Raw genomic sequence first — 25540 nt, 5'->3', positions numbered from 1 at the left:
GGTACACGAATGGCAGGCACGTGGAACACGAGAGCTGGGCGCCTCCCGAAGTCGATGTCGAGCGGGCCAACGTGGCACGGATCTATGACGCCCTGCTCGGTGGCTCGCACAATTTCGCCGTCGATCGGGACGCCGCGAGCGCACTGACCGCGATCAATCCGTCATCACGTGAGGCCGCACGCGCGAATCGGCAGTTTCTCGGTCGTGCGGTCAGGTTTCTCGTCAAGTCGGGAATTCGACAGTTCCTCGACATCGGCTCCGGCGTACCGACCTCGGGAAACGTGCACGAGATCGCGCAGTCGGCGGCCCCGGACGCCCACGTGGTGTACGTCGACACGGACCCGGTCGCCATCGCGCACAGCAAGTCGATCCTGGCCGGCAACGAGGGGGCCACGATCATCCAGGCGGACCTGCGCGAGCCCGACGTGATCCTCTCCCACCCCGAGGTCGAGCGGCTCATCGACTTCGACCGGCCGGTGGCGCTCCTGCTCGTCGCGGTGCTGCACTTCATCACGGAGGAGGAGCGCCCCGGCGACCTGGTGAAGCGGTTGGCGGACGCCCTGGCGCCCGGCAGCTACCTGGTCATCTCCCACGCGACGCTCGACGGCCACGACCCGCAGGTCGGCGAGGCCATCGAGAAGCTGTACTCCCGCACCTCGGCGCCGGGCCGCGCGCGCGACCACGCGGGTGTCAAGGCGTTCTTCGACGGCTTTGAGATCCTCGATCCGGGCCTGGTCTACCTCCCGCAGTGGCGCCCGGAGGAGGGGGACCTGAAGTTCGAACGGCCGGAGCAGGCGTGGGGGTACGGCGCGGTCGGTCTCAAGACCTGACCACGGCGGCTCGCCGGGCGACGGGTCACCAGAGCGCGAGGGAGCGGGTGAGGATGCCCGCGACGTCCTCCTCGGTCACCTCGCGTGGCGCCGTGGCCAGCAGTCGCTGCTGCTTCATCGTGCCCACGACCAGGTCCGGCACGTCGGACTCGGTGTAGCCGGTCGCCCCGATCCCGTTCGGCAGGCCGATGTCGCGCATCAGGCGCAGCAGCGCCGCCGGCAGGTACTCCGACGGGTCGGCACTCCGGTCGAGCTCCGGGTCGAGCAGTTCGGCCGCGCGTACATGCCGGTCCGGGCCGGCCTCGAAGGTGAACCGGAACGCCTCCGGCGCCGTCAGCGCCACGGCCATGCCGTGCGGCACCATCGGCTCCTCTTCCGGGTAGCCGTCGGGGTGGAAGTCCTTGACCTGCCCGGCGATCGGGTACGCGTTCGCGTGCGGGATGTGCACGCCGGCGTTGCCGAAGCCGAGTCCGGCGAAGGTCGCGGCGAGGGCCATCTCCGTACGGGCCGTCAGGTCGTCGCCGTCGCGCACGGCGGTGCGGAAGGAGCGGGCGATCAGCGCCAGGGCGTGCTCGGACCACATGTCGGAGACGGGGTTGGCGCCGCAGTACGGCACGCGCTGTTCGGGCCGCTTGCGCTCGTAGGAGGTGTACGCGCGGGCCGTGTAGCTCTCCAGCGCGTGACAGACGATGTCCATGCCGGCCGAGGCGGTGACCCCGGCCGGCTGGGTGCGGATGAGCTCGGGGTCGACCACGGCGAGCGCAGGCCGCAGGCGCGGATGGCTGATGCCGGTCTTGACCCGCAGGTCCAGGACGTCGAGCACGCAGACGGTCGTGCTCTCCGCGCCGGTGCCGGTCGTGGTCGGCACGGCCACCAGCGGGTTCAGCGGACGCGCCGGGGCCCGCCCCGCCCCGATCGGCGGGTTGAGGTAGTCGGCCAGCTCACCGTCGTTGGTGGTCAGCAGGTTGATCGCCTTCGCCGTGTCGATGCTCGACCCGCCGCCGACCGCGACGATGGCGTCCCACGGGCCGGTCTCGCGGGCGTACGCGACGGCCTCCTTCATCGAGGCGTCGGTCGGCTCGACGTGGACCCGGTCGAACACCTCCGCCTCGATCCCGTACTCCTTCAGCTGCCCGGCGATCCGCTGCGGGCCGCCCGTGGCCGCCACGCCGGGGTCGGTGACCACCAGGGCGCGCCGCGCTCCGTACTGGGTGAGGTCGTAGCCGATCTCCGCGGAGGAACCGGCGCCGAACTTCAGCTGCGGCGCGCCGTAGGTGAACACCGACTCGGGATTACCAGGCAAAAGAGGCATATTTCGGATCTTCCGATTGCCATCGTTCCATGTCAACGCATGGCGGCACCCGGGACGAGCACGGCGAACTCCGGCCCGGACGCCCCGGCGGCCAGCTTGACCGCGCCGGCCGGATCGTCCAGGCCGACCGGGTGCGGCTCCAGAACGTCGAGGTCCAGCGTTCCGGCGGCGACCATGCGCCACACGTCGAGGACCGTCTCCGGCGGGCACATCCACGAGCCGCGCACCGTGAGGCGACGGCGCATGATGTCGCCGTACGGCAGCGGCAGGTCCTGCCTCACCCCGCCGATCAGCGCCATCGTCCCGCCCGGACGCAGGGCGTCGAAGCCGGTCAGCGTCGGGTCCGGGCCGGGCACGGCGCCGAGGGCGTCGATCACCACGTCCACCTCGCCGATCGCGGCGGCGTCGCGGGCCCGGTCCCCGGTGAATGCCACGGTCCGCACGCGCGGGTCCAACCCGGCGAGCCGGTCCAGGACGGCGGTGTTGCGGCCGACCGCCACGACCCGGGCGGCTCCGCGGGCCAGCGACATCAGCAGCGTCGCCGCGCCGAGCTGGCCGGTGCCGCCGATGACCGCCACGGTCTGGCCGGGCCGCTGACCGGCGCTGTTCAGCCCCTCGGCCGCGATGGCGAGCCACCCCAGGAAGGCCAGCCGGTCCGGCCGCGCGTACTCCTCGGCGCCGGCCAGCCGTACGACGGTCTCCTTGGGGCACAGGGCGCGCTCGGCCCACAGCCCGTCGCGCCACACCGCCTGCATCGCGGTGGTCGTCGCGGTCGCCTTGCCCCGTCCACCCACGCCCGTCCAGCCGACGAGTATCTCCTGCGGCCCGTCCGTCTCGCCGGAGCTCAGCAGCGGGTTGATCACTACGATGTCGCCCGGCGCGACGTTGAAGACGTCGTCGGCCACGGACTCGACCCGTCCGATGCCGCCCGCGCCGAGGACCAGCGGCGTCGGGATGGTGCCCCGCGCCCCCTGAGTGAGGGCCTCGGTATAGGCGGGCAGGTACGCGGCGAGCACGCTGACGATCACCCCGCCGCCGCGCGGCGCCGGCTCCGGCACCTCCGCCAGTCGTATCGGTTGTCCTGCTTCTTCCAGTTTCCATGCACGCATACCGGCCAGTCTGCGAGCGTCTCAGCCTGGTATCCAGAGCCGGTTTATTCTGGAACTGTGACTACCTCGGTGCTACGCCGACGCGAGCTGGGCGCGTTCCTGCGCAGCCGCCGTGAGCGCATCTCCCCCGCCGAAGCCGGCCTGCCGACGACGGGACGGCGGCGCACCCCGGGGCTGCGGCGCGAGGAGATCGCGCTGATCGCGGGCATCAGCGCCACCTGGTACACCTACCTGGAACAGGGCCGCGACGTACGCCCGTCCGGCCAGGTGCTCGAGGCGCTCGCCACGGCGCTGCGGCTCAGCGAGCACGAACGCGACCACCTGTTCCACCTCGCCGGCGACACCCGCGACGAGCAGGCCGACGCCCCCGAGCCACTGGCCCCGGGCGTCGCCGGCGTCCCGGCGCTGGTCGAGCCCAACCCCGCCTACGTTACGGGCGTGCGCTACGACGTGCTGTGCCACAACGCGGCCGCCGCGGAGCTGTTCACCGGCATGTCCGCGATGCCGGAACCCAACCTGGCCCGCTGGGTCTTCACCGAACCCGCGGCGCGGCAGGTCCTGGTCGACTGGGACCAGGAGGCGCAGAACGTCCTGGCCCGCCTGCGCGCCGCCGCCGGCCGCCACCCGGACCATCCCCGCTTCACCCGCCTGGTCGACGAACTCCACGCGGCGAGCCCGGAGGTACGCGCCTGGTGGCCCCGCTACGACATCCAGATCAGCCGCGCCGGCACCAAGCGCCTACGCCATCCGAGACTCGGCGTCATCACCCTGGCGCACACCGCGTTCCACGTCGCGGAGCGGCCGGAGCAGACCCTGGTCATCTACAGCGGGTTGACCTAGGCGTCGCGGTCGGCTCACCATCCCTTCTCAACCCGGCGCCCGTGGCGGGGACGCCTTGGGGCCCTATGCCTGGTACAGGTCGATGTGATTGCCGTCCGGGTCCTTCACCGTCGATGAGCGCGGTTTCCACGGCCGGTCGACCGGCGGCTCGATCTCGATGGCACCGGCGGCCAGGGCGCGGGCGTGCGCGGCGTCGATGTCGTCGACGAGCAGGCCGAACCTGGCCGGCCCGCCGGGCCAGGGGTGCCGCTGCGGATCGGCCACTGTCACGAGGAAGAAGTCGTCGTCGGGATAGGCGCCGAACTGGAACGAACTGATCTCCTCGTGATAGCCGGCGTCGAAGGCGTCGCGGTAGAACGCGATCGCGGTGGGCAGGTCGCCGGTCGTGATCGTGACCTGGGCGATGCGGCGGGTTCTCACGGGTAGCCCCTTCTCCAGGTAGTGCTCGACGGTCTCGATGAGCTGCGCCAGCGAGTCGGCTTCGCCCAGCAGGTGGTCACGGTGCTCGGCGAGCACGGCGTGGACGCCACGCTCGCGAACCGTTCGCATCGCGTCGACCGGCACCTGGAGGCGGCGCAACGTCGCGTACAGGCGCGCCTCGCTCACCTGGTCGGGCCGGTACCGGCGGTACCCGCTGCCGGGGTCGACGTAGGCGGGAGTGAGCAGCCCGACGTCGTCGTAGTGCCGCAACGCGGTGATCGACAGGCCGGTGACGAGGGAGAAGCTACCGATGCTCAGCACGAGACCATTCTGAAAGTCTCGGGCCGCCCGAGAGTCAAGCGCGCGGCCGCCGGACTCGATCTGCGCCGGAGCCGTCAGCGTGAGGCCTCCCGTACCGGCCGGGCTTGATCCGTCCCGGGTGTCGGTGGCAGCGCCTAGCATGGGCCGCCCTACGCGCATCGTTCCCCCGGAGGTGGTCCACGTGGCCGACGTCACCGCAGCTCAGCCACATCCCGACGAGCTCGAGGCGCACCGGGTGCAGCTGACCGGCTACTGCTATCGGATGCTCGGCTCCCCCTTCGAGGCGGAGGACGCCGTCCAGGAGACGCTCGTACGGGCGTGGCGGGCGCTCGACCGCTTCGAGGGCCGGGCGGCGCTGCGGTCGTGGCTGTTCCACATCGCCACCAACGTCTGCTTCGACCTGCTCAAGGGGCGTGGGCGGCGTGCGCGGCCGATCGACCTCGGGCCCGCGTGGGACGGTTCCGCGCTGAACCCACCGCTCGCCGAGTCGACCTGGGTCGAGCCGGCGCCCGACGCCCGCGTCCTTCCGGGCGGTGGGGGCGACCCGGCCGACGAGGCGGTCGCGCGCGAGACCGTACGCCTGGCGTTCGTCGCCGCGCTGCAGCACCTGCCGCCCCGCCAGCGGGCGGTGCTGATCCTGCGCGAGGTCCTGCGCTGGAAGGCGAGCGAGGTCGCCGAGCTGCTCGGCACCTCATCGGCCTCGGTCAACAGCGCCCTTCAGCGGGCCCGCGCGACGCTCGACGACCTCGGCCTCAGCGACTCCTCCGACCTGCAACCGCTGGACGCCACGCAGCGTTCCCTGGTGGCGCGCTACTGCGACGCCTTCGAACGCTACGACCTCGACGCGCTCGTCGCGCTGCTGCACGAGGACGCCACCCAGTCGATGCCGCCCTATGACATGTGGGTCCGGGGCCCCGCGAGCATGCGCGAGTGGTGGAGCGGGCCGGGCATCGAGTGCCAGGGCTCCCGGCTGCTGCCGACGGCGGCGAACGGCTCCCCCGCCTTCGGCCAATACCGCCCCAGCGGCCCGGGCGGCCGCCACGAGCCGTGGTCACTGCACGTGCTGGAGTTCCGCGGCGACCGCCTGATCCACCTCAACTTCTTCCTCGACGTCGACCGCCTGTTCCCCCTCTTCGGCCTGCCGCCAGGCCTTTGAGGCGATCGAAGCCGAGTCGACGGGCCCGGAGGGGAGTCTGATGATGAGACTCTGACTTCATTGAAGACGATGACCGCGACCGAAGCATCGAGGAACTTCTCTGACCTGCTTAACGCCATCGAGCGCGGTGGCACCGTCATCATCACCCGAGGAACCACCCTTGTCGCCGAGATCGGTCCATCCCACCGGCGTATCGGCGCTGATCTGCGTGCCGCCCTGGAGGGCATCCAGCCTCCCGACAACCGCTTCGTCCAGGACGTGAAGAACGCACTGGCGCTGCTGATAACCGAGAAGACAGACTCGTGGGCCGACGCCTGATCCTTCACGGATACCCCGATACCACCGCGGCTCACCCTGCTCGGCTGATCGCCACGCACGCCGGACCGGAACTTCTCGGGGCGCCCACGACCTGATCATCGACGCGCACGCGGGATAGACCGGCCGGGCCATCCTCAGCCGCGGCGTCAAGGCGCCCGCTTCGCCGATCTGCCGAGTGGGGACGCCCTCGAAGCCTGAACGACCCTCTACAGCGGAAGACACCGCGCATAAGGCAGGAGTCGAACCCTCACAACAGCGCCAAGCGGGCGATGCCATAACCGGTACCTGATCAGCTACACCACGACCACAACTCGCTCACCAGTTATACCGGTATGCCCTAAAACGAGTAACTGCACAAGCTGCGACTATGCATCTGCTACGACGAAAAGTCATCGGCAGAAGTAATTAAGCACTATGGTTTTGGTCATGCGGCTCCGTTACAACTACCGGGCCTACCCTGATGCCACCCAGCGCCGTACACTGGCCCAGGCATTCGGGTGTGCGCGCGTGGTGTGGAACGACTGCTTGCGCGTTCGCAAGGAAGCGCACGCCGCCGGGCTGCCGTTTGTCACGTCGGCGGAGCTGTCCAAGACCTACATCACCAATGCCAAGCGCACCCCAGAGCGGGAGTGGCTGGCCGATGTGTCAGCGGTCATCCTGCAGCAGTCTCTGCGGGACCTGGATACCGCGTTTAAGAACTTTTTCGATTCGGCCAAGGGTAAGCGCAAGGGCCCCAAGGTCGGGCCGCCCCGATACAAGTCGAAGAAGGACACCCGGCACTCGATCCGCCTTAACACCAACGCCTTCTCCATCCGGGACAGCGGCGCGGTGTACGTGGCCAAGGTCGGTGACCTGAAGGTGAAATGGTCCCGTCCCCTACCCGCCGCACCGTCCTCAGTGAGTCTCACCAAAGACAGCTCCGGCCGGTACTTCGTCAGCTTCGTCATCGACACCGCCCCCGAGCACCTGCCTGCGATCGGCTCCGAGACCGGCGTGGATCTCGGGCTGGGGCGCTTTGCGGTGCTGGCCGACGGGACCAAGGTCGGCTCTCCGCGTTTCCTTCGCCGTGCGGAAAAGAAGCTCAAGAGGATGCAAAAAGCCCTCAATCGTAAGGCCAAGGGCAGCAACAATCGGGCCAAGGCGCGGGTCATGGTCGCACGCCAGCACGCTCGCGTGGCCGACCAGCGCCGAGACTGGCTGCACAAGCTCTCCACCAAGCTGATCCGCGACAACCAAGCGGTCTACGTGGAAGACCTCGCAGTCAACGGCCTAGCCCGCACCCGCCTGGCCAAGTCGGTACACGACGCGGGGTGGGCACAGTTCGTGCGCATGCTGGAGTACAAGGCCACCAAACACGGCCGCTATGTCGGCAAGATCGGTCGTTTTGAACCGACCTCTCAGGTGTGCTCGGCCTGCGGTGTCAAGGACGGTCCCAAACCCCTCAACGTCCGACAGTGGGCTTGCGGAGAGTGTGAAACCGTTCACGATCGCGACATTAACGCAGCACGCAACATCCTGGCGGCCGGACGGGCCGACAGGCTAAACGCCTCGCGGAGCGCAAGTAAGACCAGGGCGAAAGTCCCGGCACAGCGTGTTGAATCAGGAAGCCGCCGGAAGGGTCAAACGACCCAGGCCGAAATCCCTAGCCTAAAGGCCGGGGAGCGCGTCAAAGCCGCTTGGTCTCACCCATGACCAGGCCCATGCAAAGGGTGAACAGGGGGATTCGAACCCGCCACTTCCGGGACCACAACCCGGCGTGCTTCCGTTACACCATGAACACCACGGCGTCCCTTTCCGTGGGACGCGGTCGACCGGGCAGGAGTCGAACCTGCCACGCGCGCCGTGTGAAGGCGCCGCTCTACCGATGAGCTACCGGTCGTTTCGTACCCTCGGCCGGAGTCGAACCGACGACCCACCGCTCCGGAGGCGGATGCTCTGTCCACTGAGCTACGAGGGTGTGGGTACATCGCTCCGGTGGCTGGTTTCGAACCAGCATGACGCGGTCAACAGCCGCGCATCCTGCCGTTGGATGACACCGGATCGGTCGCGCAGGTGGGATTCGAACCCACGATGACCGGCTTATGGGGCCGGTGGGGACGGCCTGACTCCCCTACTGCGCAGTGCGCCGCCGCTGAGGGCGACTTTTCTTATCGCGGAAGGTGAGGGATTCGAACCCCCGCAGGTCACCCTGGCCTCCGTTTTCGAAACGGGCGCGATACCGGACTCCGCCAACCTTCCACTGCGTCGATGACCGGGCCGTCGCCCCCGCCGGGACGGCCCGGTCGTCTCTCGCGTACCGCCACAAGGATTCGAACCTTGAACCTTCGCGTCCTGAGCGCGACGCCTCTACCTGTTGGGCTATGGCGGCAAGACACCACGTACGCTCGGCGGGACTCGAACCCGCACCTCCGGCTCCTCGGGCCGGTGCCTCTGCCAGTTGGGCCACGAGCGCTTGAAAGAGCCGCCACCCGGTGCCGACCCGGGCCACCCGCCGTACGAAGGCGGGGTCACAAGCCGTGTGCGGCGGCCTCGCTCCCTGGCAAGGATTCGAACCTCGGTTCCGCGATCCAGAATCGCGTGTCCTGCCGGTTGGACGACCAGGGAATGACCACGTACGCGCCTCCACCAGGACTCGAACCTGGGGCCTCCCGCTCCGCAAGCGGGCGCTCTGTCCACTGAGCTACAGAGGCTGGGCGCGGCGGCCGGAAACCCGGAACCAGGAAAAGAGCCGCCGCGAGCAAATGTCTTCCGCTGTGGAGTTGTCAAAAAGCATTCCTCGCCCAAGAGCACAAGAGCAGAGGAAAAGCATGGGTGGCAGGAGTCGAACCCGCTTCTCGCCGGACTTGGAAACCGGCCGCCTATCCGTTGGCTCACCCATAGACGTGTCACTCATGAAAAGGGCCGCCCGGGACGGTGTCCTCCGGGCGGCCCACAACGACAGGTGCGACCTATCCCGAGGCTCCCGTAAGGAGGACATGCAGCAGCTCATATCGCGTGCCCTGCGACATCTGCCGCCAGTGCGAGTTATTCATTCGCACTTCCTCCTCTCCTGCCGTCCTGATGCTTCCATCATAAGAACCCTCGCCGCGAGGGCAACATATTTAATCGCCGTCGATGTCCATCAGACGGCGAACCCGCGAGTCGGGTTCCCTCAGCCGTCCAATTGCTCGATCGTCGCGATCGACGGCGCCTCCGTACGGCCCAGCTCGCGGGCCGTGTCCTCGGCGGCGCGCAGGACGCGTACGGCGTTGCTCCAGGTGAGCTTGGTCAGGTCCGCCTCGGACCAGCCGCGGCCGAGGAGTTCGGCGATCAGGTTCGGGTACGCCGACACGTCGGACAGGCCATCCGGGGTGAAGGGGGTGCCGTCGAAGTCGCCGCCGATGCCCAGGTGGTCGATGCCGGCCACCTCGCGCATGTGGTCGAGGTGGTCGGCGACCGTCGCCGGGGTCGCGATCGGCGGCGGGTTGGCGGCCTCGAACTCCCGCCGCACCTCGGCCGCCTCGGCGGCGGTGTCGAACGGGTGGAACCCCTTGGCCCGGAGGTGCTCGTCGGCGGCGCGGGTCCACTCGATCGCCTCGGGCAGGACGAACTTCGGCACGAACGTCGCCATCGCGACCCCGCCGTTGGCCGCCAGCGACGCCAGCACGTCGTCGGGGATGTTGCGCGGGTGGTCGCAGACGGCGCGCGAGGACGAGTGCGAGAAGATCACCGGCGCCCGGCTGACCCGCAGGGCGTCCCGCATGGTGTCGGCGGCCACGTGGGAGAGGTCGACGAGCATGCCCAGCCGGTTCATCTCGCGGACGACCTCCTCGCCGAAGCGGGTGAGGCCGTGCGCCGCCGGCTCGTCGGTGGCCGAGTCCGCCCAGGGCACGTTGTCGTTGTGCGTCAGCGTCATGTAGCGGACGCCGAGCGCGTACAGGGCGCGCAGCGTGGCCAGCGAGTTGTCGATCGAGTGGCCGCCCTCGGCGCCCATCAGCGACGCGATCCGGCCGTCCGCCCACGCCGCCTCCACGTCGTCGGCGGTCAGGGCGATGCGCAGGTGGTCGGGGTAGCGCGCGGCGAGGGCGCGGACGCAGTCGATCTGCTCCAGCGTCGCGCTGACCGCGTGCTCGCCCGCCAGTTCCGAGGGCACGTACACGGACCAGAACTGCGCGCCCACCCCGCCCGCGCGCAGGCGGGCGAGGTCGGTGTGCAGGCGGCCGGTCTGGTCGGCGGCGATGTCGCACGCGTCGAGGTCGTACCCGGACTGCTCGCGCAGCGCCCACGGAAGGTCGTTGTGCCCGTCCACCACGGGGTGGCCGGCGAGCAGTGCACGGGCGCGCTCCAGGTGGCCGGAATCGACGGTGTACGTCATCTGTTCTGTGTCCTCACTGACGCTGTCGGGATGGGTGGTCAACGCAATTCTGATATGGCCGCCAGCAGCCGCTCGACGTCGGACCGGTCGTTGTAGTGCACGAGCCCGGCGCGTACGGCACTGCCCCGGTCGCGGATGCCCAGGGCGGCGGTGAGCTCCCACGCGTAGTTGTGTCCGCTCCAGACGTTCACCTTGCGCGAGGCGAGGTGCTCGGCGACCGCGCCGGGCGTGTGCCCGTCGACCGTGAAGTAGGCCGTGGCGGTACGGCGCCGGGGAGAGCCGACGAGCCGTACGCCGGGCAGGGCGGCCAGGCCGTCGAGCAGGTTGGCGAGTTCGGCCTGTTCGTGCGCTTCGACCGCGGCCATCGAGGCGAGGATGCGCTCCCGGCGGGTGCCGGCGGCCCCGGAGTCCAGGCCGGCCAGGTGGTCGACGGCGGCGATCACGCCGGCGAGGTCGGCGAACGGCGCGGTGCCGGTCTCGAAGCGGTCGGGCACGTCGGTGCTGGAGGAGGCGAGCTTGTCGGGCTGGAGCGTCTCCAGCAGGGACGGCGCCGCGACGACGGCGCCGATGTGCGGGCCGGACCACTTGTAGGCGCTGGTCGCGTAGAAGTCGGCGCCGAACGTGGACACGTCGACGGGGGTGTGCGGGGTGGCGTGCACGCCGTCGACGTAGGTGAGCGCGCCGGCGTCGTGGGCGCGCTTGGTGATCGCCGCGAGGTCGGGCATGGTGCCGAGGATGTTGCTGGCGGCGGTGACCGCGACCAGTCGGGTGCGGTCGCCGAGGAGCGCGTCGTACTGCTCGGCCGGCAGCTCGCCGGCGGGCACGTCGACCTCGGCCCAGCGGACGGTGACGCCGGCGCGCTCGGCCGCCTGCACCCAGGGCCGTACGTTGGCGTCGTGGTCCAGGCGGGACAGCACGATCTCGTCGCCGGCACGCCAGGTACGCGAGAGGGCGTACGCGAAGCGGTAGGTCAGTGTGGTCATGTTGGGCCCGAGGACGACGCCGCGCGGATCTCCGCCGACCAGGTCGGCGACGGCCTGGCGGGCGGCCTCGACGATGGCGCCGGAGCGGTCGCTGGCCGGGAACGCGCCGCCGACGTTGCCGATGCCGCGCTCGTACGCGCCCGCGATCGCGGAGATCACCGACTCGGGAACCTGCGTGCCTCCCGCTCCGTCCAGGTAGGCGTAGCCATCGCGCAGTGCCGGGTACGCTGCGCGAATCGATACCAGGTCCAGGGTCATGTCAGCTCCAAAGCACGCGTTCGGTCCGAAACTACGTGGCTCCAGGCTCTCGTGCGACGGCCGGGGAGGGGAAGCCCGGTCACGCTCGCGAATGAAAGCGGTCAGGCGGGACATACTCCGCGTGGAACCCCCGAGTACGGAGGAGATCGGATGATCCTTCCCGGCGTTCTCGCGCTTCTCGTCGGCGCGGTCCTGGCCTTCGCCGTCCACGGCGACGTGGGGGGTGTCGGCGTCGGCACGGTCGGCGTCATCGTAATGATCATCGGGGGCCTGATCCTCATCGCGGGCCTGCTGCGCCTGCGCCGCGGCAGCCGGCAGCGGATCGCCGGCCGCCGGGACCGGGTCTACCGGACGAGCAAGGGCAAGATCATCGCGATGGTCATCGCGGTGATCTACATCGTGTCACCGATCGACATCGTCCCCGACTTCCTGCTGCCGGTCGGCGTGATCGACGACGCCACGGCGTTCGGCTGGCTGCTGTTCGCGATCGGCCAGGAGGTGACCCGCCGCCGCGGCGGCCAGGCCGCCTAGCTCTGAACCGCCGGGCGGCCTGCCGGTTCCCAGCCGTGGGCGAGGAGGTCGAAGAGCGCCTCGACGGCGGCCCGGCGGTCCGGCCGGCCGCGGGCGAGGACCGGGATCTGGAGGACGAACCGCGCGAGGGCCGCACAGGCGAGGTCGTCGTGCCGCACGCCGAGTTCGTCGGCGATGGCCGCGCTGAGAGCGTCGGTGTGCCGGGTCCACATGCGCTCGGAGTACGCGCGTAGCGCCGGTGTGGAGTCCACCAGATCGGTGAACTCGGCCATCTGCGGATGCGCCGCGAGCGGCAGCCAGCTGTCGAGGACGTGCCGCCGGAGGGCATCGAGGATGCTCTGGCCGTCGGCTCGCCGCCGCACCGCGGCGGTCAGTGCCGCCTCGCGGTGCTCGTCCTGGTCGAACACCAGCGCTTCCTTGCCGGTGAAGTGCTTGAACACCGTGGTGGTCGACACGTCGGCCGCGTCGGCGATGTCGCGGATGCTCACCTGGTCGTAGCCGCGCTCCAGGAAGAGCCGCAGTGCGGCGTCCGCGATCGCTTGCCGGGTGGCCGCCTTCTTGCGTTCGCGGCGGCCCACAGGGGGCGAGGTCATAGCCGGAGCATATCCGAAAGTTGCATGGGAGGCTAAGTTGACTCGTTGCACTTTTCTACTTGGTCTGCTTTTCTAGAGACGCGGAGCCCCGAGCGGCGCGTCTTCCTCGGCAAGGCTCCGCTCACCCGATCCCCTGAAGGGAACCCCCATGAACTCACCAGCGCCCGCCCGCGCCAGGATCAGCGTCATCGGCGCCGGACCCGGCGGGCTGACCTGCGCCCGCATCCTCCAGCAACGCGGCATCCCGGTGACCGTCTACGACCGCGACCCCGGCCCCGGCGCGCGCAACCAGGGCGGCACCCTCGACCTGCACGCCGACAACGGCCAGATCGCCCTGCGCGAGGCCGGCCTGCTCGACGAGTTCTTCGCACTGGCCCGCCCCGAAGGGCAGGAGATGCGCCGGCTCGATCCGGCCGGCACGATCACGTTCCACAAGGTCCCGGAGGCCGGCGAGCTGTTCAAGCCGGAGATCGACCGCGGCCAGCTGCGCGACCTGCTCCTCGACTCCCTACGCCCGGGGACCGTGCGCTGGGGCCACGCTCTCGACACGGTCGGCGGACCGGCCGACGGGCCGAGGCGGTTGCGGTTCGCCGACGGCACGACCGTCCAGACCGATCTGGTCATCGGCGCCGACGGCGCCTTCTCCCACGTACGCCCGGCCGTGTCCCCCGCCGTCCCCGAGTACACCGGAGTGAGCTTCCTGGAGGCGTGGTTCTCCGACGTCGAGAAGCGGCATCCCGACATCGCCGAGCTGGTCGGCCAGGGCAGCGCCGCCGCCGGCGACGGCGAGCGCGGCCTGTTCGCCCAGCGCAACAGCGGAGACCACATCCGCGTCTACCTCATCCGGCGGGTCCCGGTCGACTGGGCCGAAACGAACGGCCTGACCCCCGGCGACACCGACGGCATCCGCGCCCTGCTGCTCGGCGAGTACGCCCACTGGTCGCCCCGCATGCGTCAGATGATCGCCGGGAACGACGGCCCCTACGTCGACCGCCCGATCTTCGCCCTCCCGGTCCCGCACACCTGGGAGCACGACCCGACGGTGACTCTCCTCGGCGACGCCGCCCACCTCATGCCTCCGCTCGGCGTCGGCGTCAACCTCGCCATGCTCGACGCGAGCGAACTCGCGCTCGCCCTCGCGAACGCGGCCACCGTCGATGACGCCGTCCGCGTCTACGAGAAGACCATGCTGCCCCGCTCCGTCGAGACGGCCACGGCCCTCGAAGGCGGCGCCGAGCACCTGCTGTCCGACGACATGCCCGACTTCGGGGATGACGACGAATCCCGGCCGTGAACGCCCCGACCGATGTCCTGTCGATCGATCAGCCGCCGCTGCCGTACGGGCGAGTGAGGATCTCCAGGTTGTGGCCGTTCGGGTCGTCGAAGTACGCGCCGCGGCCACCGTCGCGGTGGTTGATCTGCCCCTCCTCGTGGTGGGCGGGGTCGGCGTAGTAGTCGATTCCGGCGTTCTGGATGCGCCCGAAGATCGCATCGAACTCCTCATCCGACACCAGGAACGCGTAGTGCTGCGGCACGATCCGGTCCGGTTCGACCTCCATGAAGTCCAGCGTGACCCCGTTGGCCGTGTGGACCGGCAGGAACGGGCCGAACGGCGCCCCGACCTCCAGGCCCAGCACGCGAGCCGTGAACTCCGCGGAGGCCGCCTTGTCACGGGCCGCGACGATGGTGTGGTTCAACTGGATCGACATTGATCTCTCATCTCCTCCGAGGACTCCTCCCTGGGGTACGTACCCAGGCACACCCGCGCCGGCGGGCAGGATGGCGGGGTGCGTATCCGGCCGATCACTCCTGCCCTCCTGACCGATGAGATCGCCGACCGCGTCGCGTCCGCCGGGACGCCCTGGGTCCGGGTCGCCGTCGACGGGGCTCCGCCCGCGCGCCCGGAGGATCTCGCCGACGCCCTGACCGGGCCGCTGCGGGTGCTGGGCCGCGCGGTCGTGCGCGCCTCCGCGCGTGACTTCCTGCGCCCGGCGTCGCTGCGGTTCGAGCACGGCCGTACCGATCCGGACGTGTTCTACGACGAGTGGCTCGACACCGGGGCGCTGGCCCGGGAGGTCCTCGGCCCGCTCGACCCCGGGGGCACGGGCCGGGTGCTGCCCGCCCTGTGGGACAGCGAGACCGACCGTGCCGTACGGGCCGCGTACGTGACGCTGCCGCCGGGCGGGGTGGTGCTCGTGGACGGCGCGCTGCTGCTCGGCCGCGGGCTCCCGTTCGACCTGACGGTGCATCTGTGGCTCTCTCCGGCGGCGCTGCGGCGCAAGGTCGCGGCCGACGAAGCGTGGACGCTGCCGGCCTACGAACGGTACGAACGCGAGGCCGACCCGGCCGGAACCGCCGATCTGGTCGTGCGCATGGACCACCCCGATCGACCCGCGCTCGTCGAATGAGGCGAAAGGTCCGCCCGGAACGGCTCCCGCGGACACGCGGCGCTGTTCCGGGGGCATGGGAATGGGCGATGATGAAACATCCCGCCACTTCCCCGAAAAGCCGTGTGGAGACGATGTGTCAGAGTCGTTGACCTATGTCGACGCGCTGAAAATCCTTGGTGATCGTCAGAGCCGGCTCGTCAGCCTCCTGGACGGCGTGATGTCGGCGGGCCTGGCGACCTGGGCGGCGACCGCGTGGACGATGGGCGGCGACCCGTCCGCGCCGACGAACCTCTTCGACCTCAAGGACGAGGTGGTCCGGTTCGGGCACGAGGCCGTGCGCCGGATCTCCGAGCGCCGCAACGGCCTGTCCCGGTACGACCGTACGCAGCGGCTCGCCGCCGCGCACGCCGTGCTCGTGGTCTCCTCCTACTTCGAGACCCTGGACCGTACGGAGCTGCCGCTCACGCCGGAGCAGCTCGCCGTCACGGCCGGTGAGCGGCTCACGCACGGCGAGAGCCCGCCCAAGGGGTACGTCGACCTGATCGACGGGCTGCTCAGCGACCGGCTGCCGATGCCCGAGCCGCACGTGCCGTACGCCCGCACGCGCGAGGCCATCGAGGGCGTCTACGACCTGATGTCGCGCCGGCTCACGACGCTGCTGCGCGCCGCGCCCGAGTGGGACGCCCTGGCCAGGCGCGAGCGCGACCGCGTCCTGGACACCGTGCGCCGGATGCCGCCGCACGCGCTGAGCGCCTACGACGACGCGTTCCGCCGGCTGGCCTCCGACAACCGCGAGTTCGAGGTGTGGGCCAGCTTCACCGAGGCGTCCGGGCTGAGCGCCGGGCTGGCCGAGGTGGGCCGGCTGCTGGGCGAGATGGCGGGCCGGCAGGCCGGTGACCGGCCGCGCAGCCACCTGATCCGCGCCTACCGCGCCGCGCTCGCCGAACCGCTCGTCGCCACCGGGCACGCGCCGGAGTGGGTCTCGCTGCCCGCGCTCGGCGAGGCGTACGTCAGCCCGCGCTGCAAGGCGGCCGAGGTGGGCCCGGGTGACACGCCGTCCGGCAAGGAGTGGTGGGACGCCCACGAGCCGGTGCCGTCCGTCGAGAGGTTCCTCGCCGGGTACCTCACGCTGCCGCGCGCGGTGCGCGTGCCGCTGGTGGTGCTCGGCGAGCCCGGCTCGGGCAAGTCCAAGCTCACCGAGGTCCTCGCCGCCCGCCTGCCCGAGCAGGACTTCCTGCCGATCCGCGTCGAGTTGCGCGACGTCGAGGCCGAGTCGCTCATCCAGGAGCAGATCGAACAGGCGATCTTCCGGCAGACGGGCGAGCGCGTCGCCTTCCACGACCTGCTCGACGCGGCGGCCGGGGCGCTGCCGGTGGTGATGCTCGACGGCTTCGACGAGCTCCTGCAGGCCGCCGGGGTCAACCGCTACGACTACCTGGAGCAGGTGCGCGACTTCCAGCGACGGCAGCTCGCGCTCGGCCGTCCCGTCGTCGTGCTCGTCACGAGCCGTACGGTCGTCGCCGACCGGGTGCGGTACCCGGCGGGCAGCATCGCGCTCCAGCTCCAGCCGTTCACGGACGCCCAGGTGCGGCACTGGCTGGAGGTCTGGCGGCGGCACAACGCCGACCTGCTGCGGGCGCGCGGGCTGCTCCCGCTGACGCCGGAGGCCGCGCTGTCGCACCGCGAGCTGGCCTGCCAGCCGCTGCTCCTGCTCATGCTCGCGATCTTCGACGCGACCGAGAACGCCCTGGTGACACGCGACGCCGGCCTCGGCCAGGCCGAGCTGTACGAGGCGCTGCTGATGGACTTCGCGCTCCGGGAGATCCGCAAGTACCCCGGCAACCAGTCCCTGTCGGCGCCCAGGCAGCGCAGGCTGGCCGAGAACGAGCTGGACCGGCTGGCGATGGTCGCGCTCGGCATGTTCGCCCGCGGACGCCAGAGCATCACCGACGCCGAACTCGACCGCGACCTGGCGCTCCTGCGCCCGGAGCCGGACGACGCCGCCGAGCCCGGCGACGAGGCGGCGCTCAGCCTGGCCCAGCGGGCGATCGGCCGGTTCTTCTTCATCCACCGGTCCGAGGCGCACGCCCGCGGCCACCGCACCCGCACGTACGAGTTCCTGCACACGACGTTCGGGGAGTTCCTGGTCGCCTGGCTGACCAACCGGACGCTCGGGGACCTCGTGGCAGTGCACGAGCTGGTCCGCGACCGGCCGACCGCGGCCGCCGGGCGGCTCGACGACGGCTTCCTGTTCTCGGTCCTGTCGTTCGCGTGCCTGGCCGAGCGGGCGCCCGTGACCGACTTCCTCGCCGCGATCTTCCGTGGGCTGCCCGCGGAGACCCGCGACGGCTACCGCGAGCTTTTGCTCGAAGTGCTCGACGGCGCGCTGTACACCCATCCGAGCCGGTCGTACACGGCGTACGAGCCGGCGCGTCACCCGCTCACCCGCCGCCTGGCCGCCTACTCCGCGAACCTGACGGTGTTGCTCGTGCTGCTGTCCGCCGAGGGGATCGGCGTACGCGCGATGTTCGCCGGCGCGGGCGCCGCCGTCGAACGCTGGATCGAGCACGGCCACCTGTGGAAGGGCCAGCTGACCGCGTCGGAGTGGAGCGGCCTGGTGAACACCGTACGGGGACGGGTGAGCCGCGGGGAGGAGGGCGTCGACGTCACCCTGACCCGTGAGGACGGCTCGCCCGCGCGCCTGCTGGAGACGTTCGTCATCGTCCCGCCCGGCACGACGACGGACACCACCGACTACGACGTGCTGCTGTCGCACGACCCCAAGGAGTGCGACCTCGCCGTGCCGGCGTCGAGCTACCTCGGCCTGTCGATCAGGGAGCTGGCGTTCCTGCCGAACTGGCACACGGGCATGCTCCTGCTCCAGGCCGTGCCGTACCTGCGGGCGATGGGCGAGCAGATCCGCTGGCGCCGGGGCGAGGACGCCGCGGTCCTGCCCGCGTACCTGCTCTCGCTGCTGGACCACACCAAGGAGACGCCCGCGTGGGAACGGGTGCGTTACTACACGCCCTGCTTCGAGGCCCTGCCGTCGTTCCCCGAGCTGGTCCGGCCGGTTTTGCTCCGGCTGCGTGAGGACGCCCGGTCGCTCCCGGTCGCGACGACGGTCGACCTCCTCCGTGAGGCCGCCTGCGTGCCGCCGTCGGAGGCCTACGTCGACATCCTCAACGACCTGTGGACCCGTCTCTCCGGAAAGGCCTCCCCCGGCATCGGCGGCCGGGGGATGGTCATCGCGCTGGTGCGCGCGCTCCGGCAGAAGTGGCCGGACGCCGACCTGGGCGGGCTGGCTCCGGGCCTGCGCTCGGCCACCTCCGGCAAGCGCCGCCCGGAGTCGTGACCCGCTTTCTCAGGCGCGCAGCGCGCGCTGGGCGAGCCGGAACCCGAGGTCCAGGCCGAACTGCGTCAGGACGCCCGCCCCGCAGGCGCCGGCGATGGCCAGCGCGATCGGTTCGACGAACGGGAGCAGGGCGCGGATCGCCGCGGCGAGGTCGCCGGGGATGCTGATAACGATGGTCATGACGGACCTCCCGTCTCCGCGCCGAAGAGCGCGGCGCCGGACCCGTCACGCGTCAGCGGTGGCGCATGCCGGGTGCGACGGATCGTCGCCGGTGAGACACCGGCCGGGATGACAGGAACTCAACTCCGTCTCACCTCCTCAGGACATGCGTCACATCTCGCCATGAGGCGCCGTTTTCAGTGAAACCGCACCTCATCGGGCTTGTCAAACAATTGCGTGAGTGAGAGGGGAATCGGGGCGCCGCCGCGGCCCGGCGGGGTAGGCACCCTGCATGTCCGCAGGCTACGGCGGTTCCCTGCCCACGTTCCGGCGCGCGCCGCTGTGGCGCGCGATCGGCCGCGGGTCGATGGTCCGGCGCCTCGACTGGGTGCTGCTGGGCGCCGTCCTCGGGCTGACCTGGCTGGGCACGCTGCTCGTCTGGTCGGCCACCCGGCCGGGGCTGCTCCAGGCCGGACGCGACCCGGAGAGCTACCTGAAGAAGCACCTGCTGACCGTGGCGGTCGGCCTGGTCCTGGCCCTCGCGGTGTCCATGCTGGACTACCGGCTGGTCCGCGCGTACGCGCCGGTGCTCTACGCCGCCTCCTGCGTCGGGCTCGTGGCCGTGCTCACACCGCTCGGCTCGACGATCAAGGGCCACCACTCGTGGATCGAGGTGGGCGGCGGCTTCCAGCTCCAGCCGGCCGAGTTCGGCAAGGTCGGGCTGGTCATGATGCTCGCGGTCCTGCTCGGCGAGCCGCGCGACGGCCACTCCGAGCCCGGGACCGGCGACCTGCTCGCCGCCCTAGCGCTCGCGGGAGCGGTCGTCGGCCTGATCGTCATGCAGCCGGACCTCGGCACGACGATGGTCCTCGGCGTGCTGATCCTGGCGATGGTGGCGGTGTCCGGGGTCTCCAGGCGCTGGCTGCTGGGGCTGTCCGGCGGAGCGGTGGCGGCGGCCGTCGCCGGCTGGCAGATGCACGTGCTCAAGCCGTACCAGGTCGACCGGTTCATCGCCTTCGCCTACCCGGCCGCGGACCCCAAGGGCGTCGGCTACAACGCCGCGCAGGCGCGTATCGCGGTGGGCTCGGGCGGCGTGTTCGGCCGGGGCCTGTTCCACGGGCCGCAGACCGCGGGTCACTTCGTGCCCGAGCAGCACACCGACTTCATCTTCACCGTGGCCGGGGAGGAACTCGGTTTCGTCGGGTCCGCGCTGATCGTCGGGCTCCTCGGCCTGGTGGTGTGGCGGGCACTGCGCATCGCGATCCACTGCGAGAACAGCTTCGGCGTCCTGCTGGCCGCGGGTGTCGCGTGCTGGCTGGGCTTCCAGGCCTTCGAGAACGTCGGCATGTGCCTCGGCCTGATGCCGATCACCGGCGTGCCCCTGCCCTACCTGTCGTACGGCGGATCGGCGACGCTCGCCAACATGGTCGCGCTGGGCCTGCTCCAGGCGGTTCACGTACGCCGGCGCACGTTCGCCTGACCCTGGCTTGATCACCGAACCGTTCTGGGCCGAAGCGGGGTATGGACTAGGTTCAGAGGTCATCCGACCAGGAGGTTCGATGCCGGCCGCCGACCGCACGCGCAGGTCGCCGCTGGCCTGCCTGCTGGTCGCGCTGGTTCTCGCACTCGGGCTGAGCGGCGCCGCACAGGCGGGCGCCGGCACGGGCGGGGGCCACCCGATGGTGACCTCCGCGGCCGGCGCCCCCGGGCCGCAGGCCGTTCTCGATCTCCACGTCCAGTTCCGGCTCGGCACGCCCCGGCCGGACGGTTTCGCGACGGCGCCGTCCGCGCTGCTCGCCGTCCTGCTGCTCGGCCGCCGGCGCCGCCGGAGCCCGGCGCGGGTCGCGCGAGGAGCCCCGGGCCGCCCGCCGCGTGGCGGGCGGGCTCCCCCGGCCTCCCCACCGGTTCAGGGCCTTCTCACCGCGAATCTGTGAGCACAGGCCCTCGGAGACCGCCCGGAGGGTTCCGGACGGTCTCTCGGGCGGGGTGGTCTCGGGAGGACCGCCCGGCCGGGCCGGCTCGCGCCCGCGGTGTCCGACGGGACCCCGTGTCATCCACGGACGACGCCTCTTCCGCCGTCCGCCGATTCCACGTGGAGACGCCTCCATGTCCACTCTTGCCATCTGCGTCACGATCGTCACGTTCTGCGGTGTGGCCCTGCTCGTCGCGATGTTCCCCCGGAACGACAACCGGCTGGGCATGGCCGGGCTGGGTGTGCTGATGGCCGCCGACATCATGGCGATGGTGCACGCGGCACTGAACGCCTGAGCCCGCCCCTGGGCCCCTCACCCCCGTGAACCGGCCGTGACCTGCGGCTTAGTCTGGGGATGAGGGGCCCAGACATCGCGTTCGCCGCCCCGGCCCCGGGCGGAACTCGATCGGGGGGAAGACATGACATCTCCGGATGACAAGCAACGTCAGCTCGACGCCTATCGGACCGATCCGCGCGCCTCCGAGATGACCACGGACCTGGGCATTCCGGTCGGCGAGACCGACAACTCCCTGACGGTCGGCGAGCGCGGACCGACGCTGATGGAGGACTTCCACTTCCGCGAGAAGCTCACGCGCTTCGACCACGAGCGCATCCCGGAGCGGGTCGTGCACGCCCGGGGCGCGGGGGCGTACGGGCACTTCCAGCTCTATGAGTCTCTCGCCGAGTACACGCGGGCGCGGTTCCTGTGCGACACCTCGGTGAGCACCCCGACCTTCGTGCGCTTCTCGACGGTCGCCGGGTCGCGCGGCTCGCCCGACACCGTGCGGGACGTCCGCGGCTTCGCCACCCGGTTCTACACGAAGGAGGGCAACTTCGACATCGTCGGTAACAACATGCCCGTCTTCTTCATCCAGGACGGGATCAAGTTCCCCGACTTCGTCCACGCCGTGAAGCCCGAGCCGCACAACGAGATCCCGCAGGCGTCCTCGGCCCACGACACGCTGTGGGACTTCGTGCAGCTCCAGCCCGAGACCATGCACATGATGATGTGGCTGATGTCGGACCGGGCGCTGCCGCGCAGCTTCCGGATGATGCAGGGGTTCGGCGTGCACACGTTCCGGCTCGTCAACGAGGCCGGGAAGGGCACGTTCGTGAAGTTCCACTGGAAGCCCAGGCTCGGCACGCACTCACTGGTGTGGGACGAGACCCAGAAGGTCGCGGGCAAGGACCCGGACTTCAACCGGCGCGACCTGTGGGAGGCCATCGAGTCCGGCCAGTACCCCGAGTACGAGCTCGGCGTGCAGCTCGTGCCCGAGGGCGAGGAGGGCCGGTTCGACTTCGATCTCCTCGACGCGACCAAGATCATCCCAGAGGAGGAGGTCCCGGTACGGCCGGTGGGCCGCCTGGTGCTGGACCGCAACCCGGACAACTTCTTCGCCGAGGTGGAGCAGGTGGCCTTCCACCTGGGCAACGTGGTGCCGGGCATCGACTTCACCGACGACCCGCTGCTCCAGGCACGGCTGTTCTCCTACCTCGACACCCAGCTGCTGCGGCTCGGCGGGCCCAACTTCCCGCAGCTGCCGGTGAACCAGCCGCTCGCACGGGTCAACAACCACCAGCAGGACGGGCCGCACCAGACGCGGATCCCGGAGAGCCGTGCGATGTACCACAAGAACTCCCTCGGCGGCGGCTGCCCGGCCCTCGCCGACGAGAACGCGTACACGCACTTCCCGGAGTACCTGGCCGGTCACAAGATCCGCAGACGCCCCGAGAGCTTCGCCGACCATTACTCCCAGGCCACGCTGTTCTGGAACAGCATGGCGGACTGGGAGAAGGAGCACATCGTCGCGGCGTTCCGGTTCGAGCTGGGCAAGGTCGACCACCACCACGTGCGCGAGGGCGTGGTGAAGCACCTCAACCACGTCGACCACGACCTCGCCGTCGCGGTCGCCGAAGGGGTCGGCGTCGAGCCGCCGGACAAGCCGGTGACCGAGAACCACGGCCGCAGCTCGCCCGCCCTGAGCCAGGCCAACACCGCCCACAGCCCCGCCACCCGCAAGATCGCGATCCTGGTCGCCGACGGGGTGAACGCCGAGGACGTCGGGGCGGTACGGGACGGGCTCCGCGACCTGGGGGCGATCCCGGAGGTCCTGGCCCCGCGCGACGGCGCCGTACGGTCCGCCGACGGCGCGTCCGTGGAGGTCACCCGGGCGCTGCCGACGGTCGACTCGGTGCTGTACGACGCGGTGGTGGTGCCCGGCGGCGCGGAGTCCGTACGGACGCTGTCCCAGGACGGTAGCGCGGTGTACTTCCTCACCGAGGCGTACAAGCACTACAAGGCGATCGGCGCGCTCGGCGAGGGCAGCGAGCTGCTGTCCACCGCCCACGTCCCGGACGGCGGCCTCGACCAGGGCGTCGTGGTCACGGACCGGCCGGACGGCGCCTTCGTCAAGGAACTCGGCGACGCCGTGGCGGCCCACCGCCACTTCAACCGGGAGACCGCCGCCGTACCGGCCTGAGCGACTGCCCGGCACCCCCATGCCCTGTCAACGACGGGGCATGGGAGCCGGATGATCGCGACGTGGCTCAACGCCGGGGATCGCTCGCCGTCGAGTCGTCGATCACGATCGTGCCCGCGATCTTGTCGTGCAGGCACTGCCGGAAGGGCTTGTCCCAGAACTGCCACAGAAGATTGAGCAGGCCGACGAACGACACAACCGGAAGGACGTTCACCAGCAGAAAACCCGGCGGATAGATCGCGGCCCTGCCGATGGCCTTGCCACGGGTCAGCGGCGCGCCGGGCGGTGCGGCACTCACGACCCGGAGCCTCATCCACCGCTTGCCCAGTGTCCTTCCCCACCGCGCGAGCTGGAGCCCCTCGTAAAGGAGCCAACCTCCGAACAGGATGAGCACCGAGCCGCCGATCCCGACACCGACCCACGCCGTCCGGCCGTCCGGGTCCAGCGAGGTCACCAGGATCATCAGCGGTGTGATCAGCGCGACGGCGAGCAGGCTCACGATAAGCACGTCGATCACGCGGGCGGCCAGACGCTTGCCCCGATGAGCGAGCGGCACCATGGGAACGGCCGGAGAGACGCCGAAGCCCGGAGCGCCGTACGGCGCGTGACCCGCGTACGGCGGCGAGGGCGGGTAGGTCCCTGGCGCACCGTACGGCGGGTGCGTGCCGAATGGGGGCTGGTACGGATCCGGTGGAGAAGGCTGGTCGGAGTGGGTCATCGCTGTCCCCATTTCCCGTTTCAAATCTCGATGATCTGCAAACTGTCGATTCCGCGGAGGTGGCAACGGGTGCCGGCAAGGGTGATCGGCACCGTGTCGAGCCGCATGTCGGCCACCCGTGCGGCGTAGCTCGGGGCGAGGCCGCCGAGCGGGATCGGAATGGTCCAGGGCTCGGCGGCACCGGGCGCGGCGGTGCCGGGGTTGTCCAGCGCCATGAGCCACTGCCCCTCGACCAGCGCGAACGTGTGCTCCGCCGTACGCGCGACCACGCACGCGTGGCCGCCGAGCGGCGTCACGCCCGCGTACGCGCCGTCGAGGCGGAGGTGGTGCACCCGCCAGGTGCCGTCGTCGGCGGACTCCGCGCACAGCGCCACTCCGTCCGGCCCGACCGCGGCGCTGTGTACCCGGCCCGGCACGGTGCTGGTCCAGCGCCGGGCGCCGGTGGCCAGGTCGATGGCGTGGACGCCGGTGTCGTGCGCCCAGGTGACGAAGTCCTCGTCGCGCTCCCCGCGGTCGGAGCGGTCGAAGGAGGCCAGGTCGACCGCGATCAGCGCGTCACCGGCCCGGCCCACCAGCACGTACCCCCCGGTGTCGGTGAACCACAGGGTGGCGCCCGTGGCGATGTCGCGGCCCACCCAGCGCTGCGCCGGTCCCGGCCGGCCGTAGTCGGGGGAGGTCGCGCCGACGACGATGTCGTCGCTCGCGTGCAGCAGCCACTCCTCGCTGCCCCACAGGTAACCGTCCTCGCCCCAGCGCCGGTAGGTGATGCCCTGGCGACGGCCCTGCCGGTACAGCCACGAGCACAGGTACCCCTCGTCGTCCAGGGCGCGGACCGCGACGCGGAGCTTGCTGCCCAGGTCGTACGCGACGATGTCGTACGGCTCGTCGTCGGGCAGGGCGTCCACGGTGCGCACGGCGCCCTCGCGTGTGATCCGCATGACGTGGAGCGAGGTGTCGTGTTCGTAGACCGGCAGGACGATGTCACCGCCCGGAGTGGTGGTGATCTCGCCGGGCTCGATCTCCCGGCCGCTGGTCTCGCGGGTCAGCCGGAACCGCTCGCCGGCGCCGTTCTCGTGGTCGATCGCCTGCAGGATCGGCGCGTCGCCGACCTCCTGGCCGCTCGCACCGCCCGCGAGCAGGATCAGGTCGTCGCTGACCACGGGCGCCGCCGACCAGCCGCACGTCGACTCGATGACGGGGAAGCGCGGTCCGTTTCCGAACACCACACGATTATGGCCTCGCGGCGGCGATCCTGGTATGGCGCCCCCTTTTTCGACACGGTCGGCGACACGCCACGGAAACCGACGGTACGCCCGAGGACGCGGCAATACTCTTCCTTCACCGAAGGATGAACCTGGCGGGGAGTATCCGCATTCTCATGTCGGGGCAAGTCACCAAAGAGGACCGACACTCGGGGAGGCACAATGGGCGGACTTGACCGACG

General features: G+C 70.7%; 23 protein-coding genes and 11 tRNA genes. 13 read left to right on the top strand and 21 right to left on the bottom strand.

The annotated features are described in order from the left end of the window. The first annotated feature begins 20 nt into the window (after nt 1–20). Entirely contained in the window at nt 21–830 is an 810-nt protein-coding gene (locus OG417_RS11005) for an SAM-dependent methyltransferase (protein WP_329253608.1), read from the top strand. 25 nt (nt 831–855) lie between these two features. On the opposite strand, the gene OG417_RS11000 is transcribed toward OG417_RS11005, so the two are convergent. Further along, on the bottom strand, nt 856–2142 hold the full coding sequence (locus OG417_RS11000; RefSeq protein ID WP_329253605.1) for a hydroxyacid-oxoacid transhydrogenase: 1287 nt from the start codon (nt 2140–2142) through the stop codon (nt 856–858). 32 nt (nt 2143–2174) lie between these two features. After that, nucleotides 2175–3251: a zinc-binding dehydrogenase gene (locus OG417_RS10995; RefSeq protein ID WP_329253602.1), complete on the bottom strand. Its 1077-nt coding sequence runs from the start codon at nt 3249–3251 to the stop codon at nt 2175–2177. 57 nt (nt 3252–3308) lie between these two features. Here OG417_RS10995 and OG417_RS10990 point away from each other — a divergent pair, with 57 nt between their 5' ends. Next, nucleotides 3309–4091 (top strand): helix-turn-helix transcriptional regulator, encoded by a 783-nt coding sequence (locus tag OG417_RS10990; protein WP_329253598.1) that lies wholly within the window; start codon nt 3309–3311, stop codon nt 4089–4091. A 63-nt stretch (nt 4092–4154) separates the two neighbouring features. On the opposite strand, the gene OG417_RS10985 is transcribed toward OG417_RS10990, so the two are convergent. Next, nucleotides 4155–4832, bottom strand: a complete 678-nt coding sequence (locus tag OG417_RS10985; protein ID WP_329253595.1) for a VOC family protein — start codon at nt 4830–4832, stop codon at nt 4155–4157. Nucleotides 4833–5013: 181 nt separating this feature from the next. On the opposite strand from OG417_RS10985, the gene OG417_RS10980 reads away from it, so the two are divergent. The 3 genes from OG417_RS10980 (at nt 5014) to OG417_RS10970 (ending at nt 7998) form a co-directional block, all read left to right on the top strand. Further along, nucleotides 5014–5988 carry a sigma-70 family RNA polymerase sigma factor gene (locus OG417_RS10980; RefSeq protein WP_329253591.1) on the top strand — a complete coding sequence of 325 codons (975 nt, stop codon included), beginning with the start codon at nt 5014–5016 and terminating at the stop codon, nt 5986–5988. 69 nt (nt 5989–6057) lie between these two features. Then, nucleotides 6058–6306, top strand: coding sequence for a type II toxin-antitoxin system Phd/YefM family antitoxin (locus tag OG417_RS10975; RefSeq protein ID WP_329253588.1), 249 nt, complete (start codon nt 6058–6060; stop codon nt 6304–6306). 426 nt (nt 6307–6732) lie between these two features. After that, entirely contained in the window at nt 6733–7998 is a 1266-nt protein-coding gene (locus OG417_RS10970; protein ID WP_329253585.1) for an RNA-guided endonuclease InsQ/TnpB family protein, read from the top strand. A gap of 15 nt (nt 7999–8013) precedes the next feature. Here OG417_RS10970 and OG417_RS10965 read toward each other — a convergent pair. The 13 genes from OG417_RS10965 to OG417_RS10905 all read right to left on the bottom strand — a co-directional run bounded on the left by OG417_RS10965 (nt 8014) and on the right by OG417_RS10905 (nt 11901). Then, nucleotides 8014–8087 (bottom strand) — tRNA-His (locus OG417_RS10965). A 26-nt stretch (nt 8088–8113) separates the two neighbouring features. Beyond that, a tRNA-Val gene (locus OG417_RS10960) sits at nt 8114–8185 on the bottom strand. Between the two features lie 5 nt (nt 8186–8190). Beyond that, nucleotides 8191–8263 (bottom strand) — tRNA-Arg (locus OG417_RS10955). A 12-nt stretch (nt 8264–8275) separates the two neighbouring features. Continuing rightward, nucleotides 8276–8346: transfer RNA gene (locus OG417_RS10950), tRNA-Asn, on the bottom strand. Nucleotides 8347–8350: 4 nt separating this feature from the next. Further along, nucleotides 8351–8426 (bottom strand) — tRNA-Met (locus OG417_RS10945). A 33-nt stretch (nt 8427–8459) separates the two neighbouring features. Continuing rightward, a tRNA-Ser gene (locus OG417_RS10940) sits at nt 8460–8544 on the bottom strand. Nucleotides 8545–8600: 56 nt separating this feature from the next. Next, a tRNA-Leu gene (locus OG417_RS10935) sits at nt 8601–8674 on the bottom strand. A gap of 11 nt (nt 8675–8685) precedes the next feature. After that, a tRNA-Leu gene (locus OG417_RS10930) sits at nt 8686–8758 on the bottom strand. 80 nt (nt 8759–8838) lie between these two features. Next, nucleotides 8839–8910: transfer RNA gene (locus OG417_RS10925), tRNA-Gln, on the bottom strand. A 13-nt stretch (nt 8911–8923) separates the two neighbouring features. Then, nucleotides 8924–8996 (bottom strand) — tRNA-Arg (locus OG417_RS10920). 116 nt (nt 8997–9112) lie between these two features. Next, nucleotides 9113–9184, bottom strand: a tRNA-Gly gene (locus OG417_RS10915). A 273-nt stretch (nt 9185–9457) separates the two neighbouring features. Continuing rightward, nucleotides 9458–10660, bottom strand: a complete 1203-nt coding sequence (locus OG417_RS10910) for a dipeptidase (protein WP_329253581.1) — start codon at nt 10658–10660, stop codon at nt 9458–9460. Nucleotides 10661–10698: 38 nt separating this feature from the next. Further along, nucleotides 10699–11901 carry a cysteine desulfurase-like protein gene (locus tag OG417_RS10905; RefSeq protein WP_329253578.1) on the bottom strand — a complete coding sequence of 401 codons (1203 nt, stop codon included), beginning with the start codon at nt 11899–11901 and terminating at the stop codon, nt 10699–10701. A 150-nt stretch (nt 11902–12051) separates the two neighbouring features. Between OG417_RS10905 and OG417_RS10900 the strand changes: the two genes are divergently transcribed. Then, a complete protein-coding gene (locus OG417_RS10900; protein ID WP_329253575.1) occupies nt 12052–12432 on the top strand; it encodes a YkvA family protein in 381 nt (126 codons plus the stop codon). Here OG417_RS10900 and OG417_RS10895 read toward each other — a convergent pair. Further along, nucleotides 12429–13025: a TetR/AcrR family transcriptional regulator gene (locus OG417_RS10895; RefSeq protein ID WP_329253572.1), complete on the bottom strand. Its 597-nt coding sequence runs from the start codon at nt 13023–13025 to the stop codon at nt 12429–12431. The two genes, OG417_RS10900 and OG417_RS10895, sit on opposite strands and share 4 nt — an antisense overlap. 148 nt (nt 13026–13173) lie before the next feature. Between OG417_RS10895 and OG417_RS10890 the strand changes: the two genes are divergently transcribed. Continuing rightward, nucleotides 13174–14319 (top strand): FAD-dependent oxidoreductase, encoded by a 1146-nt coding sequence (locus tag OG417_RS10890; protein WP_329253570.1) that lies wholly within the window; start codon nt 13174–13176, stop codon nt 14317–14319. Between the two features lie 28 nt (nt 14320–14347). Here OG417_RS10890 and OG417_RS10885 read toward each other — a convergent pair whose 3' ends face one another. After that, on the bottom strand, nt 14348–14734 hold the full coding sequence (locus OG417_RS10885; RefSeq protein ID WP_329253566.1) for a VOC family protein: 387 nt from the start codon (nt 14732–14734) through the stop codon (nt 14348–14350). Nucleotides 14735–14812: 78 nt separating this feature from the next. On the opposite strand from OG417_RS10885, the gene OG417_RS10880 reads away from it, so the two are divergent. Together OG417_RS10880 and OG417_RS10875 are read left to right on the top strand one after the other, a co-directional pair. Continuing rightward, nucleotides 14813–15433, top strand: a complete 621-nt coding sequence (locus OG417_RS10880) for a uridine kinase (protein WP_329253562.1) — start codon at nt 14813–14815, stop codon at nt 15431–15433. Nucleotides 15434–15548: 115 nt separating this feature from the next. Then, a complete protein-coding gene (locus tag OG417_RS10875; RefSeq protein WP_329253558.1) occupies nt 15549–18767 on the top strand; it encodes an NACHT domain-containing protein in 3219 nt (1072 codons plus the stop codon). A gap of 9 nt (nt 18768–18776) precedes the next feature. Here OG417_RS10875 and OG417_RS10870 read toward each other — a convergent pair whose 3' ends face one another. Beyond that, entirely contained in the window at nt 18777–18947 is a 171-nt protein-coding gene (locus OG417_RS10870) for a hypothetical protein (RefSeq protein WP_329253555.1), read from the bottom strand. A 271-nt stretch (nt 18948–19218) separates the two neighbouring features. Here OG417_RS10870 and rodA point away from each other — a divergent pair, with 271 nt between their 5' ends. The 4 genes from rodA (at nt 19219) to OG417_RS10850 (ending at nt 23378) form a co-directional block, all read left to right on the top strand. After that, complete coding sequence (gene rodA, locus OG417_RS10865; RefSeq protein ID WP_329253552.1) at nt 19219–20406, top strand: rod shape-determining protein RodA; 1188 nt, start codon at nt 19219–19221, stop codon at nt 20404–20406. A 79-nt stretch (nt 20407–20485) separates the two neighbouring features. Next, on the top strand, nt 20486–20860 hold the full coding sequence (locus tag OG417_RS10860) for a hypothetical protein (protein ID WP_329253549.1): 375 nt from the start codon (nt 20486–20488) through the stop codon (nt 20858–20860). Nucleotides 20861–21032: 172 nt separating this feature from the next. Then, nucleotides 21033–21194, top strand: coding sequence for a hypothetical protein (locus OG417_RS10855; RefSeq protein WP_329253546.1), 162 nt, complete (start codon nt 21033–21035; stop codon nt 21192–21194). Between the two features lie 123 nt (nt 21195–21317). Further along, complete coding sequence (locus tag OG417_RS10850; protein ID WP_329253543.1) at nt 21318–23378, top strand: catalase; 2061 nt, start codon at nt 21318–21320, stop codon at nt 23376–23378. A 67-nt stretch (nt 23379–23445) separates the two neighbouring features. On the opposite strand, the gene OG417_RS10845 is transcribed toward OG417_RS10850, so the two are convergent. Together OG417_RS10845 and OG417_RS10840 are read right to left on the bottom strand one after the other, a co-directional pair. Then, on the bottom strand, nt 23446–24096 hold the full coding sequence (locus OG417_RS10845; protein ID WP_329253540.1) for an RDD family protein: 651 nt from the start codon (nt 24094–24096) through the stop codon (nt 23446–23448). Nucleotides 24097–24116: 20 nt separating this feature from the next. Next, nucleotides 24117–25319: a hypothetical protein gene (locus OG417_RS10840; protein WP_329253537.1), complete on the bottom strand. Its 1203-nt coding sequence runs from the start codon at nt 25317–25319 to the stop codon at nt 24117–24119. Between the last annotated feature and the right edge of the window lie 221 nt (nt 25320–25540).

It is taken from the genome of Actinoallomurus sp. NBC_01490 (assembly GCF_036227085.1).
In the GTDB taxonomy this organism is placed as follows: domain Bacteria; phylum Actinomycetota; class Actinomycetes; order Streptosporangiales; family Streptosporangiaceae; genus Actinoallomurus; species Actinoallomurus oryzae.
This window is presented reverse-complemented; position numbering and strand designations above follow the sequence as displayed.

Coding starts and splice junctions, on each gene's coding strand:
- OG417_RS11000 (WP_329253605.1), bottom strand. CDS start 2,142: ATGCCTCTTTTGCCTGGTAATCCCGAGTCGGTGTTCACCTACGGCGCG.
- OG417_RS10995 (WP_329253602.1), bottom strand. CDS start 3,251: ATGCGTGCATGGAAACTGGAAGAAGCAGGACAACCGATACGACTGGCG.
- OG417_RS10975 (WP_329253588.1), top strand. CDS start 6,058: ATGACCGCGACCGAAGCATCGAGGAACTTCTCTGACCTGCTTAACGCC.
- OG417_RS10970 (WP_329253585.1), top strand. CDS start 6,733: ATGCGGCTCCGTTACAACTACCGGGCCTACCCTGATGCCACCCAGCGC.
- OG417_RS10910 (WP_329253581.1), bottom strand. CDS start 10,660: ATGACGTACACCGTCGATTCCGGCCACCTGGAGCGCGCCCGTGCACTG.
- OG417_RS10905 (WP_329253578.1), bottom strand. CDS start 11,901: ATGACCCTGGACCTGGTATCGATTCGCGCAGCGTACCCGGCACTGCGC.
- OG417_RS10900 (WP_329253575.1), top strand. CDS start 12,052: ATGATCCTTCCCGGCGTTCTCGCGCTTCTCGTCGGCGCGGTCCTGGCC.
- OG417_RS10895 (WP_329253572.1), bottom strand. CDS start 13,025: ATGACCTCGCCCCCTGTGGGCCGCCGCGAACGCAAGAAGGCGGCCACC.
- OG417_RS10890 (WP_329253570.1), top strand. CDS start 13,174: ATGAACTCACCAGCGCCCGCCCGCGCCAGGATCAGCGTCATCGGCGCC.
- OG417_RS10885 (WP_329253566.1), bottom strand. CDS start 14,734: ATGTCGATCCAGTTGAACCACACCATCGTCGCGGCCCGTGACAAGGCG.
- OG417_RS10870 (WP_329253555.1), bottom strand. CDS start 18,947: ATGACCATCGTTATCAGCATCCCCGGCGACCTCGCCGCGGCGATCCGC.
- rodA (WP_329253552.1), top strand. CDS start 19,219: ATGTCCGCAGGCTACGGCGGTTCCCTGCCCACGTTCCGGCGCGCGCCG.
- OG417_RS10860 (WP_329253549.1), top strand. CDS start 20,486: ATGCCGGCCGCCGACCGCACGCGCAGGTCGCCGCTGGCCTGCCTGCTG.
- OG417_RS10855 (WP_329253546.1), top strand. CDS start 21,033: ATGTCCACTCTTGCCATCTGCGTCACGATCGTCACGTTCTGCGGTGTG.
- OG417_RS10850 (WP_329253543.1), top strand. CDS start 21,318: ATGACATCTCCGGATGACAAGCAACGTCAGCTCGACGCCTATCGGACC.
- OG417_RS10845 (WP_329253540.1), bottom strand. CDS start 24,096: ATGACCCACTCCGACCAGCCTTCTCCACCGGATCCGTACCAGCCCCCA.